Origin of the sequence: Serinibacter salmoneus (assembly GCF_002563925.1) — a bacterium.
Classification (GTDB): Bacteria; Actinomycetota; Actinomycetes; order Actinomycetales; family Beutenbergiaceae; genus Serinibacter; species Serinibacter salmoneus.
The window spans coordinates 249,011-261,414 of the sequence record NZ_PDJD01000001.1 but is presented as its reverse complement, the minus strand read 5'-3'; the positions used below and the strand labels follow the sequence as shown (position 1 = coordinate 261,414).

Below are 12,404 nucleotides of genomic sequence, written 5' to 3'. Positions count from 1 at the left end.
AGTATTGTGAGCACAGTGAACGAGTGTCCAACTGTTGCCGTACTCGGGCTCGGCTACATCGGTCTACCGACCGCCGCCGTCCTCGCCACCAATGGAATCGACGTCGTCGGAGTCGACACGAACCACGACACAGTCGAGGCCGTCAGCAGCGGAACCGTTCCTTTCGTTGAACCCGACCTCGAGATCGCCGTCGCGGGCGCCGTGTCCCAAGGTCGGCTCACGGCACAACGAGAAGTACCCGACGTCACCATCTACGTTCTTGCCGTGCCGACCCCCTTCGGCGAGAACCACCAGCCGGACCTGAGCTTTGTGGACGCCGCGACGGACTCGATCACTCCACATCTCAAGGACGGGAACCTGGTCATCCTCGAGTCCACCTCCCCGCCAGGGACCACTGAGCGACTCGCCAATCGGATCCTCGCCGCCCGGCCCGACCTCTCCCTCACACCGAGTGCGGGGACTGGTCTCATTCATATCGCGCACTGCCCAGAACGGGTGCTCCCTGGGCGAGTGATGGTTGAGTTGGTGACCAATGACCGCGTCGTCGGCGGCCTGACACCCGAGGCCGCCGGCCACGCCAAGGACCTCTACCAGCGGTTCTGCAAGGGACGGGTCGTCGTCACCGACGCCTTGACCGCAGAACTCTCAAAACTCACCGAGAATGCCTACCGCGACGTCAACCTCGCGTTCGCCAACGAGATTGCCAACGTAGCCGAGCACCTCGGTGTCGATCCCTGGGAACTGATCTCCATCGCCAACCTCCACCCCAGGGTGAGCATCCTCAACCCCGGACCCGGAGTCGGCGGCCATTGCATCGCCGTTGATCCCTGGTTCATCGCCTCTGCCGCCCCGGCGCAATCCCCGCTCATTCAGACGGCTCGCCGGGTCAATGACAGCCGCCCAGAGGCCATCGTTCGCACCGTGCTCGACACACTGGGCGACCGGGCCGCTCCCCGGATCGCCGCGCTCGGACTGTCCTTCAAAGCCGACATCGACGACCTCCGAGAATCTCCCGCCCGCGAGATCGTCAAGAGGCTCTCACACCTCGTTCCAACCGCACACATCCGAGTCGTAGAACCACACATCAGCACCCTTCCGAGCGACCTGGCATCGACCGCCAACGTCGAGCTCAGCCAGCTGCTCGAGGCGACCGAGGACGCCGATCTCATCCTGCTCCTGGTCGACCACGCTCAGTTTCGGGACCTCGACGTCACGGACCTCAGGCTCAACGGCGCAGCGCTCATCGATACCCGAGGCATATGGCGATGACGCGCGCGCGTCGGCACATCGTGCCGCTCCTGCTTCTCGCTCTCTCCGGCCTCTTCCTCATCGCCGGCCTTGCCCTCGCGTCCACCACGAACGAGGGGGCTGAGGTGGCGACGATTCTCCTGGTCGCCACTGGTATCGCCGTCATACTCGCGGCCCTCGCGCTCGCCATCGTGAGCGCACAGCGATCGGTTGCGAGGATGCTGCAGCAGCACACTCGGCTCCTCAACGAGCAGATCCACACCATGCGTGCCAGGCAGTCCCGCCACGAGTACGCACACACCACGAGGCTCGCACACATCGAGTCCATGACAGAGACCATTCGCGGGGACGTCGAGATCCTCCACCCGCCGGCCGCGGCCCCTGCATCACCGGATCTCGACTCAGCACTCCACCACGAGGCAGCACCCCGAGCACTCTTCGTCACCTCGAACGGCCACGGAATGGGGCACCTCTCTCGTTGCATTGCGATCTCTCGCGCCGGGGCCGGCATCATCGACCCCGCTATCCTTACTCTCTCCACGGCATATTCCGCCGCTCGTGGACTCGGCGTACCGATCGAGCACTTTCCGAGTCATGGCAGCTCACCGTTGTCACGTGAGGCGTGGAACCGTGCTTTCGCGACCCACCTCGATCGAACGCTGACGAGTCAGTTCCCTGACGTCGTGGTATTCGACGGACCCGTGGTCTACAGGGGCGTCACACAGGCATGCCGCCGCAGGGGCATCCCGCTCGTCTGGCTTCGCCGGGGCACCTGGAAAGCAGACACGGACCGAACACAGTACGACTCGCCCCACCTTGCGGCAGACCACGTCCTCGTGCCACTCGAGTTCTTCGAGACGGACAAGGATCAGGCTCAGGCGCCCACGATCACCCATGTCTCACCGATCACCATCATGGAGTCGTTCGCGCAGGACGAGAGAGGCCGCGCTCTCGCAGAGCTCGGCTTGCCTCCCGCTGGCCAGTACGCCCTCGTCCAGTGCGGACGTTCGGAGGTGGACGGACGATCTGCGGCCGAGCTTGCCGTCGACATGATCCTGCGAGAGACCGAGTACACACCCGTCGTGCTCGAATCATCCGTCTCCCTGAGCGCACCGAATGCAGGCCCGAACGTCAGGGTCCTGCGGAATCGGTATCCCATCTCGCACCTGGCAGCCGCGTTCGACTTCGCCGTCTTGGCGGCCGGATACAATTCCGTCCATGAGGCGTTGGCCACGCGCCTGCCGTCGGCATTCGTCCCGAACACCGCGAGCCAGACAGACGACCAGGCAATGAGGGCCCGCAAGGCGCGTGAGACGAATCTAGGTTTCTGTGTGGAAAGCGTCACGGATCTTCACCGCGCGATCTTGACACTCTCCTCCCCCACGAACCGGCAGACCCTCGGGGAAAGGCTCGCGAGGCTGGAGGCCTGGGACGGAGCCCAGGCAGCCGCACACACCATTCTGCGCATCGCGAGTGCACAGCGTCGGGTCGGACCACCACGGGGCCCCACGGAGTCTCTTTGGGCCTCACACACCACCAGCGCGAGCAAGGATCGACCCGATGAGACGGCAGCACATGGACACCTCAGCACCTCGGGCTGATCTGTGCGTGAACGAACCCACCACTGGAGACGAAGAGTGAACATTCGCCTACTGTTCCAAAGCAAGGTCAGAGTACGTGCAATTATTGCACTGGTTGCGATAGCCTCGCTCACAGTCGCACTCCTCCTGGGCCTAGGGCACATCGTCCTGGCGGGCTACACTGGATTCATCTGTCTTCTGCTCCTCACCGGATTCCTCGCCATCACCTCGGTACGCGCAAATGAGCGTGCGACGCGCCGGCACCAACACGCAGTCGCGCGCCTGGCGCGGCTGCCGCAGAGCCAGCCAGTTCCTGCGAAGGTCTCCGCCCCACCCACGCGGGCACCGAAGCCCCCGCCCACACCGATCACGGCGAAGCGCAGTCTCGCCCAAGCGATCGTCCGCGACGCCCGAGCACGCAAGGACTTCGTCACCGAAGCCCGGCGAACCCACTCCCGGGACATGCGCGACGTCCTGGCTCTGGCAACGACGCGGGGAGGCATGGCATTCGACGAACTGAGCGACGTCCTCGAGTCCGTGGGCACCAGCACCACGGTCGAGGAGACGCTCGGCATGCTCCACCTGCACGCGGGCTCCGCGTGTGGGCTTGCCCAAACGCTGTACGCACAACGCCTCGACCCCGAGGACATCGACCGCGCCACCACGCTCTACTCCCTCGTCGAGGCTCAGTGGAGCACTCAGAAGTTGACCGGCCACGACCGATCCCTGTACGGGGACGGCCTGGTCCGACGCGGTGAGTACGAACGCGGAGTCGCCATGCTCAGAACCCGGTATCCCGATCGTCGCCGCGAAGTGAGCCAGCTCTTCCTACGTGAGAACGGACGCAATCCGTACTTGACTGACGGGCACCCCGTGACGGACCAGGCGTGGCTCAGCGAGGTGAATCGCCTCCTCGCCACCGAGGGCCTTGTGCCGATCGGCCTTCGCCCAGGCCCCGAGCACCCGTTCCTTCGCCTGACCGCGACGTCGACCCCGACTCCGGTCGTGGACGGCCCACTCGTCAGCATCCTCATGCCGGTCTACGAGCCGGATGACGCCACTGACCTCGCTATCGCCTCGATCCTCGCCCAGTCCTGGCGCAACATCGAGCTCATCATCGTCGACGACGGGTCGCCGGAGGTGGATGAGGACGGCGCGCCGACGAGCTACCGCGCGCAACTGCAGAGGTGGGCTGATCGCGATGCGCGCATTCGCCTGACTTTCAACACGCCGAACAGGGGCGCCTACACGGTGCGCAACATGGCCTACGCTCAGGCGGCTGGTGAGTTCGTCACCGTGGCCGACAAGGATGACTGGCACCACCCACAACACATTGAAACGCAAGCTCGCCATCTCATGAGTTCGGGAGATGTCGCCAATATCTCGATGTGGGTTCGGTGTGACAACGATATGCGCTTCCTCGTGAAGACCGCCCCGGACCAAGTCGTTCACGTCAGCTTCCCCTCGATGATGTTCCGCCGGGAGACGGTCATGTCCAGGCTCGGCTACTGGGACGCGGTCCGAAAGGGAGCAGACACGGAGTACAAGCGGCGACTGGAACTCCTGTTCAACGACGACGAGCGGCTCAAGCCCGTGACGCGCTCACCACTGCAGGTCTCCTTGATGGGCGACAACAATCTGACGAGCCAGGACAACTCGCTGGGCTACTTCAGCGAGGCTCGCCTCCAGTACCGCGCAACCTACCGGGCATGGCATCGCGCAGTGGCCGATGGGAGCGCCGATTCCTACATGCCGATGAACCCCGATCGGAGTCGAATCATTGCGCCGGCAGGATTCCTGCCCAGTCGGACGCAAGAGCCCTATCGATGTGACGTCGTCGTCATAGCCGACTTCAGCAGGGGGAGTCGCGATATCGACCGGTTCGCGCGCGCCCTGGTGGGAGAACTCGTTGACCGCGGCCTCCGGATCGGGATCATTCCGATGCGCAGCTTCCTGCGGCGCCCCGAGGAGGACTCAACACCCGATATCGATGCACTCGTCGAGTCCGGGAAGGTGCGTCGCCTCTCACTCTCCAGCGGGATCCCGGCCGACGTCGTCTTCGTGGCTGAGGCGAGCCTGATGCAACTTCGGCGAGACGACGGGGTCCCGTTCGAGGCCGATCACGTCGTCGTGCATGCCGATCGGTTTGCAGTTCGCCGCGACGAGGGCCGCGCGAACTACGAGGTCGCGACTGTTGCGCGCAACGTCAAGGCAATCTTCGGCCACCATCCCCAATGGCTTGCTCGAACGCCGCGCATTCAGTCCTGGCTCACGAGTTCGAAGGTAGGCGCCGCGACCCCGACCTGCGTCGAGGAGATGGGGGTCATCGCTCTCGTGGACTATCTCGACTCGTGTCGCGATCACTCGGGGACCCGGGAGAACGCCGAGATCCTTGCATGAGCGTGCCCGCAGAGCGGCCATGGAGCAAGCGCGCACACGCCCCGATCCGCGCCATGTCGGATGTCGAGGACCTCGGCCACACAGCTCGTGTCCACCTCAAGTTGGCGTCAGACGATCGGATGCCGTTGGACGCGCTGCTCGTGCGCGGACTGGTCGAGGACACTCTCATCGTGTCGCTTCACGGCTATACGGATCGCAAGAAGTACATACCGCCACGGTTCGAGAGGCTGGCGAGCCTCTCAACGCTCGAGCGCCACGGCCTGTACCTCGCCGACCCGACCATTCGCCTCTCCCCGAAGCTCAGCCTCGGCTGGTACGTAGGCGATGAGACCTACGACCCCACACCGGACCTTGCGGACCTGATCAACAGCATCGCCCGCCACCTCGAGGTGGAGCGCGTCCTGTTGACCGGTTCATCGGGTGGGGGATTCGCGTCGATGGCGTTGGCTCCGCGCGTGGAGAACGCGACCGCGCTCGTCTTCTCACCCCAGACGCGTATCAGGCGGTACCGTCCGTATCTCGTCAAGCGGTTTCACGCGACCGCCTTCCCCTCGTACTCCTCGTGGCAAGAGATCGAGGAACAGCATCGCGCCCGCGTCGATCTGTGCTGGGCCTATGCGCACGGTCCCGGCGCCGACGTCGTGTACGTTCAGAACACGGGCGACGAGTTCCACATGAGTGAGCATTGCGAGCCGTTCCTCGAAGTTGCGGGCGACCGCGTGCGCGTCCATTACGAGCACCACGTCGACGGTCATGGGCCACCCAGAGTGGCTCGTGTTCTGGAGTGGGTCGAATCAGTCGTGAAGGGAACTCCGGTCCCGCCACCCTAGTGCGCCAGGACGGGGCGCGCGGCAGATCTCGAGGCCTCGTCCGCCTACGCGGCCGACCGGTGGGCCGTTCGCCGGGAAACGGCAGTCCCGCACAACGACCTCACGGCCTCACGCATGTACGTGCTCCTCGCTCATTCCCGCCATCACCACGTCCGACTGCGCGAGCATCTCCATGTCGCTCGCATTCCAGGTGTGAGGCGATCCCCCGCGCACCTGCGCGAATCCGAACCGGTCCGCTGAGTAGATCCTGCCGCCGCCGTTCGTCACGCGTTCCAGGAAGCCGGTGTCCTCCCCCAGCGTGCGGTCCGGGAATCGCACCTCGGAGACCGTGCCCCGAGTGGCGACGATCGTGGGACCCATCACGAAGTGCGTGAACCGGTGCTCACGCTCCTTGAACCGCAGGGCCAGCACGTCCTCTCCCAGGAAGTGCACGTAGTGCGCCTGTTTGCCCACGACCTGGGCTCGGGAGTAGGTCAACGCGTGCACCGCATCGGCGAGATACCGCGGCCCGTACAGATCGTCGTCGTCCATCTTCGCCACGTAGTCACCATCGGCCGCGGTGACCAACCGGTTGAGGCACACGCCCAAGGGCGTGTCGACGTCACCGCGCAGCACCGAGACCGCGCCGATGCCCGCCTCCCGCGCCCGGGCGCGCAGGTCACCTTCATCGACGTCCCACCCGTGGGCGAGGAAGGCCAGCTGGACATCCACGTCCTGCTGGCGGCTGACCATCTCGACGACGTGGTCGAGTTGATGGGGGCGGATCGAGGAGACCAGGGCCGTGACACGGGGCCGGGCACGAGTGACGGCATGCGCATCGAGGCCGACCGATTCCAGCACGTCATCGACCCGGTGGGCGTAGGTGTGCGCGTCCCAGATCCGGCGCTGGGCGCGGTGCACCATCCGGTCGCGCAGTTCCGGATTGCGCACCAGCGCGCGCAGGGTGTTGCCGGCCTCGTCCCGGTCCTCGACCTGGGCCACCTCGTCCTGCGGGAACACCCGCCCGATCGCCGCGCTGGGCGTGGAGACCACGGGGGTCCCGCTCGCGGAGATCTCGAAGATCCGCCTGGCGCACATCGTGGGTGAGGAGGTCACGGTGTTCACGTTGAGGAACACCTTGTAGTCCCGGTAGACGGCCAGCATCTTGGCGTAGGGCAACGACCCGATGACTCGCGAGTCCAGCGGAGGCGGGAACTGGTAGCGCTCGTCTCCCCCGAGCTGCCGGGAATAGATCTCCAGCCCGTGCTCCATCTGTGGGGAGACGTCGAGCGCTGCACCCAGCAGCAGGTCCATCTGCTCGCGACGCTCGGCGTGGGTGTGACTGAAGTACATGCCCGCGAAGGCGATGTCCCGCTCCTGGTGCACCCGCGCTCGGCGGATCGGGTTGTGCACCGCCGGTTGCGCCGCGAACGGGAGCACCCCCACGCGATCGTGTCCCAGCGCCTGGCGGTACTCCGGCACCCGGTCGCCGTCCGTGGTGAAGACCTGGTCGAAGAGTCGCGCCGTCTCGAGGAAGTCCGCGAAGTGCGTCGGGTCCTCCTTGTTCCAGAAGACGGTTGGCACGCCGGCGTCGCGACAGTGCGCCACCAGCTCGCGCAGCGCGGCCGAGGGCGCCTTCGAGCCGGTGAGCTGGTACTGCCATGCGTCCTGGTTCCCGTGCCACGCGGACTCGACGAAGAGAAGGTCGATGCCGCTCGCCGTCACCTCTCGCCAGGTCTCCGGAGTGACGGGAACCTGAGTCCACTCGAATCCGAACGCCAGGCGAGAGAAGTCATCCAGGATCACGCCGACCCGCAGGTCGCTGCGACGCTGAGGGGACGGAGGGAGATCCCAGGGCTCGACTTCGACCGTGGCGACACCGCGTCGATTTCGCCGCACCCGTACCGCGGCACCCCTACGGCCCGCGGCATCCCGGCGCCGGAGGAACTCCTTTACCTGGGGGACGCCCCCGGCACGCAGGTGCCACAGGGCGCGACGCGCGTCGCGCACATTCGCCGCCCTCACCCCGCTCTTCACCTCTGACTCTCGTGGGAACAGATCCTGGAAACAAACCTAGCGGTAGGTCTCCTGTCGCCATCACCAACGACCGTCCTCAATTCCGACGACAATCAGTTCAGCCCCGTGCATCAATCGCTCCAGCCTGGCGCGAACGCGACGACCCGTCGTCCCAGGTGAGCCATCTCACTCGCGCCGGAGCCTGATTCGACAAGACCCACCCGAGCACACTCGCGGAGTTCGCCCTAGGCTGGGAGCGTGAAGATCGCAGTCGCCGGTACCGGCTACGTGGGCCTGTCCAACTCCGTCATCCTCGCGCAGCACCATGAGGTGCACGCGGTGGACATCGACCCGGAGAAGGTCGCCCTCATCAATCGCCGGGAGTCGCCGATCGAGGACGCGGAGCTCGAGCAGTACCTCCGCGAGGTGCCGCTGAACCTCACCGCGACCACGGATGGTGCGCTTGCCTACGCCGGCGCGGATGTGGTGGTGGTGGCCACCCCCACGGACTACGACCCGGACACGAACTACTTCAACACCTCCACCGTCGAGGCGGTCATCGCTCAGGTGCTCGAGGTGAACCCCGAGGCCACGATCGTGATCAAGTCCACCGTCCCGGTGGGGTTCACCGCGGCTCTGCGTGCCTCGAACCCGGGAGCACGGATCATCTTCTCCCCGGAGTTCCTCCGAGAGGGTCGTGCCTTGTACGACAACCTGCACCCCTCCCGGATCGTGGTGGGTGACCGCTCCGAGGCCGGTCAGGCGTTCGCGGACCTCCTGCTGGAGGGTGCCGAGGATGAGGACGTGCCGGTCCTGCTCACCGACCCCACGGAGGCCGAGGCGATCAAGCTGTTCGCCAACACCTACCTCGCGCTGCGGGTGGCCTACTTCAACGAACTGGACACCTACGCGGCCACGCACGGCCTGAACACCGCCCAGATCATCGAGGGCGTCGGCCTGGACCCGCGCATCGGGTCCCACTACAACAACCCCTCCTTCGGCTACGGCGGCTACTGCCTCCCGAAGGACACCCGCCAGTTGCTGGCGAACTACTCCGACGTGCCGCAGAACCTCATCTCCGCGATCGTGGACGCGAACACCACCCGGAAGGACTTCGTGGCGAACGACATCCTCGCGCGCCAGCCGCGCGTGGTGGGCATGTACCGCCTCATCATGAAGTCCGGATCGGACAACTTCCGCGCCTCCTCCATCCAGGGCGTGATGAAGCGCATCAAGGCCAAGGGTGTGGAGGTCATCGTCTACGAGCCGAACCTCGAGGAGACGGAGTTCTACCACTCCGAGGTGGTCAACGACTTCGAGGCGTTCAAGGCCCGTGCGGACGTGATCGTGGCGAACCGCAAGGCCGACGACCTCGAGGACGTGGCGCACAAGGTCTACACCCGCGACATCTACGGGCGGGACTGACCACGCGCACCATTCGCGATAGCGTCGCAATCCCGCCCCATGGCGGAATGCGGAGGTGACGGTGTCCACTCGGATCCTGGTGTACGGGAGTTGCGTCTCCCGGGACACCGTGAGTGCCATGCCGCAGGATCGCATCAGGATCGTGGACTACATTGCCCGGCAATCCTTGGTCTCGGCGTACTCACCCCCGGTGACCCTGATTCCCGCACCTGAACTCGAGTCGCGCTTCCAGGCACGCCAAGCGGCAGGAGACTTCGCGTCATCACTCCCTTCGGCGCTGCGCCGTACCGGCGGAAGGGTGGACCTGATCCTGTGGGATCTCACGGATGAGCGACTGGGCTTCTATGTGCTCCCGGACGACACCGCCGTGACTCGGAGTGTTGATCTCATCGCCGCCGGAATCGACGGCTCGATCGCCCAGATCGCCTCCCTCATCTCCTTCGGCACGGATCTCCACTTCAACCTGTGGAGCTCCCAGTTGCCTCGGCTGATCACCACAGTCGGCAAGGAACACCCCGCTGCCCGGTTCGTGCTGATCGCCCCGCCGTGGGCGGCGCACTCGGCCGATGGCTCCCCCACGCCGTCGAGCTTCGGCATGAGCGCTGAGGACGGGAACGCCAAGTACGAGCGCTACCTGGACGAGGCGGAGCGGCGCGGCATCGAGATCATCGGGCGCGACATCACCGACCCCCGCTCCAGCGCCGAACACGTCTGGGGGGAGGCGCCGTTCCACTACGCCCCCGAGGTGTACCAGGAACTGGTGCGCCACCTGCTCCCCTGAGTTCGTCTGGGTGAGGAGCGACGTCGGCGCCCGCCGAACGCGTCACCCTCACCCGGGTCACAGCGAGAGATCGCCCAACCACGCCCGGGGTCCACGCGTCGCCACCCGGATACCCGCCACGCGGATACCCTCCTCGATCGCCCCACGCGCGGATTGACCGCGGGCAATGGCGTGGGCGAACGCGCCGTGGAACGCATCGCCCGCGCCCAGGGTGTCCACCGCCTCCACGGGAGGGACGGAAATGAGGTGGGCGGCGGCGTCGGGCATGTCCTCGGCCAGCCACAGCCGGACGTTCCCGGCCCCAGCCGTCATCGAGACCGACCGCGCGCCGCCGGTGAGCAGCTCCCGTGCGGTGGCGTCGGCCCCGAATGCCTGGTCCTGCGTGCCCGGCACGCGCGCCCCGGCGGAACACACCAGGTGCGTGGCCAGCGGTGCGAGCTCGGCGAAGACCGGCTTCCAGCGGCCCACGTCCACCACCACCGGGATGCCCATCTCCCAGGCACGGCGCGCGAACGCGACCGCCGTTGCCCGATGGTGACCGTCCAGGAGAAGGACTGCTGCGCCGTCCAGCACCCGCGTGATCCACGCACTATCGGGCGGCGGCACGTCCTCGCCCCGGGCATCCGAGCCGACCACCGATCGGGTGCCGGCCACCGTGGCCACGGTGATCGCCGAGACCGGGGTGGTGCGGGTGTTGGCGACCTCCACCAGCGCCACGCCACCGCGGCGCAGATCGGCTCGCACCAGGTCGCCCGCACCGTCACGCGCCAGGGCGGTGACCAGGCGGGCATTGCCTCCGAGCGCACGATAGGTGACCGCCGCGTTCGTGGCGGGTCCGCCCGCGCTGAGCACACTGGCCTGCGCGGTCACCTTCTCATCCGGGCCGGGCGGATGCGGCACGTACTGCGCGACGTCGAGCGTCGCGAGGCCGACGAAGACCCCGAGCGGGCCGGCAGCGGATCCCATGGACCGAATCTACCGATGCCGGCCGCCCAGTGCGGTGGAAGCCGGGCCCGCAGCCAGGCGGATCGTTGCGGACACCTGCGCGCCCCGTGCACCCTCCGTGCCCCACCCGCACGCTCGCGCGCGGCCTACGGCGCGTAGTCGGTGCCGTAGGTCGCCACGTAGCCGGCCAGGTCGTCCTCGCGGATCGCCTCGCCCAGCGCCGCCGTCTGCGCCTGGTCCACCAGGTTCACCGAGGCGCCGTCGATCGTGCCGAAACCGGTGATGGGCACCATGAGGCCCACCACGTCCTCGCGGGTCAGTTCGCCGGCGAGCGGGACGAGCGCGGTGACGTCGGTGAGGTCCAGATCGCCGGTGATCTTCACGTTCCCCACCACGTAGGCCAGCACCTCCGCGAGCTTCGCCGGGTCGTCGGCGAAGGAGGCGATCTTGTCCAGCATGCCCACGATCACCGCGCGCTGGCGCTCCGTACGGTCCAGGTCCCCCAGCGGCAAACGCTTGCGTTCGCGCACGTAGATCAGTCCATCCGTGTTCTCCAGCACGATCTCCCCCTCGGGGAAGTCCACCACCCGGCCGGTGGAGAGAACGGTCACGGTGGAATGGTGCTTGTTCTGCACCGGAATACCCTCCAGGGCGCGGGTGAGCGCGATGAAGCCGTCGAAGTTCGATTGCGCCACATAGTCCACCTCCACCCCGCCGAGCATCTGCGAGACCGTGTCCACCAGCGTCTGGGTGCCGCCCCGCGCGAATGCCGCATTGATCTTCCCCTCGCCGAGGCCAGGGATCTCCACCCACATGTCCCGCGTGAAGGAGATGAGGTAGAGCGCCTCCCGATCCGCCGGCAGGTGCGCGAGCATGATCGTGTCGGCGTTGCCCGTCAGGTCACCCTTGGTGCGTGAATCCGTGCCGATCAGCAGGGCGTTGACTGCGCCCTCGCCGAGCGGGGAACTCGGGGTGGGCGACGGCGTGGGGCTGGGTGAGGAGCTCGGCGTGGTGGTGGTCTCGGTGGCGCTCGGCACGGCGCTCGGAATGGTGCTCGGCGCCCGCGTCACCTCCGCCTGCGGCGCCGCCGTGCAGGCGGCCAGGGCCAGGATCGAGGTCAGCACTGCGGCGGCGAGCGTGCGCACCCGCCCTGTGAATCGCCTTTCCCGTGTCATGGGTTAATCGTGACCCGAATCCGCT

At 66.6% G+C, this 12,404-nt stretch carries 9 protein-coding genes; 6 read left to right on the top strand and 3 right to left on the bottom strand.

Going from position 1 to position 12,404, the window contains the following annotated elements:
* The first annotated feature begins 6 nt into the window (after window positions 1-6).
* From wecC to ATL40_RS00965, 4 genes are all read left to right on the top strand, one after another.
* Window positions 7-1,269: a UDP-N-acetyl-D-mannosamine dehydrogenase gene (gene wecC, locus ATL40_RS00980; protein WP_281254874.1), complete on the top strand. Its 1,263-nt coding sequence runs from the start codon at window positions 7-9 to the stop codon at window positions 1,267-1,269.
* Window positions 1,266-2,849 (top strand): glycosyltransferase family protein, encoded by a 1,584-nt coding sequence (locus ATL40_RS00975; protein ID WP_143556833.1) that lies wholly within the window; start codon window positions 1,266-1,268, stop codon window positions 2,847-2,849. The genes wecC and ATL40_RS00975 overlap by 4 nt, the downstream gene beginning before the upstream one ends.
* Window positions 2,850-3,290: 441 nt before the next feature.
* Window positions 3,291-5,228: a glycosyltransferase family 2 protein gene (locus tag ATL40_RS00970; RefSeq protein ID WP_098467905.1), complete on the top strand. Its 1,938-nt coding sequence runs from the start codon at window positions 3,291-3,293 to the stop codon at window positions 5,226-5,228.
* A gap of 53 nt (window positions 5,229-5,281) precedes the next feature.
* Window positions 5,282-6,058, top strand: coding sequence for an alpha/beta hydrolase family protein (locus tag ATL40_RS00965; RefSeq protein ID WP_098467904.1), 777 nt, complete (start codon window positions 5,282-5,284; stop codon window positions 6,056-6,058).
* Window positions 6,059-6,166: 108 nt separating this feature from the next.
* Here the strand turns inward: ATL40_RS00965 and ATL40_RS00960 are convergent, their stop codons facing one another.
* Window positions 6,167-7,843 carry a glycosyltransferase family protein gene (locus ATL40_RS00960; RefSeq protein WP_342747587.1) on the bottom strand — a complete coding sequence of 559 codons (1,677 nt, stop codon included), beginning with the start codon at window positions 7,841-7,843 and terminating at the stop codon, window positions 6,167-6,169.
* 468 nt (window positions 7,844-8,311) lie between these two features.
* Here ATL40_RS00960 and ATL40_RS00955 point away from each other — a divergent pair, with 468 nt between their 5' ends.
* The gene (locus ATL40_RS00955) at window positions 8,312-9,478 is read left to right on the top strand and encodes a nucleotide sugar dehydrogenase (protein ID WP_098467903.1); all 1,167 of its coding nucleotides are present in this window, start codon (window positions 8,312-8,314) and stop codon (window positions 9,476-9,478) included.
* A 61-nt stretch (window positions 9,479-9,539) separates the two neighbouring features.
* The gene (locus ATL40_RS00950; RefSeq protein WP_143556832.1) at window positions 9,540-10,259 is read left to right on the top strand and encodes a DUF6270 domain-containing protein; all 720 of its coding nucleotides are present in this window, start codon (window positions 9,540-9,542) and stop codon (window positions 10,257-10,259) included.
* 57 nt (window positions 10,260-10,316) lie between these two features.
* Here the strand turns inward: ATL40_RS00950 and ATL40_RS00945 are convergent, their stop codons facing one another.
* Window positions 10,317-11,225: a PfkB family carbohydrate kinase gene (locus ATL40_RS00945; protein WP_098467901.1), complete on the bottom strand. Its 909-nt coding sequence runs from the start codon at window positions 11,223-11,225 to the stop codon at window positions 10,317-10,319.
* A 125-nt stretch (window positions 11,226-11,350) separates the two neighbouring features.
* On the bottom strand, window positions 11,351-12,379 hold the full coding sequence (locus ATL40_RS00940; protein ID WP_098467900.1) for an LCP family protein: 1,029 nt from the start codon (window positions 12,377-12,379) through the stop codon (window positions 11,351-11,353).
* Window positions 12,380-12,404 lie beyond the last annotated feature (25 nt).

Bases quoted from the DNA above. Each gene is read 5' to 3' on its own strand.
- ATL40_RS00975 (WP_143556833.1), top strand. From the start codon at position 1,266: ATGACGCGCGCGCGTCGGCACATCGTGCCGCTCCTGCTTCTCGCTCTC.
- ATL40_RS00970 (WP_098467905.1), top strand. From the start codon at position 3,291: ATGCGCGACGTCCTGGCTCTGGCAACGACGCGGGGAGGCATGGCATTC.
- ATL40_RS00965 (WP_098467904.1), top strand. From the start codon at position 5,282: ATGTCGGATGTCGAGGACCTCGGCCACACAGCTCGTGTCCACCTCAAG.
- ATL40_RS00945 (WP_098467901.1), bottom strand. From the start codon at position 11,225: ATGGGATCCGCTGCCGGCCCGCTCGGGGTCTTCGTCGGCCTCGCGACG.
- ATL40_RS00940 (WP_098467900.1), bottom strand. From the start codon at position 12,379: ATGACACGGGAAAGGCGATTCACAGGGCGGGTGCGCACGCTCGCCGCC.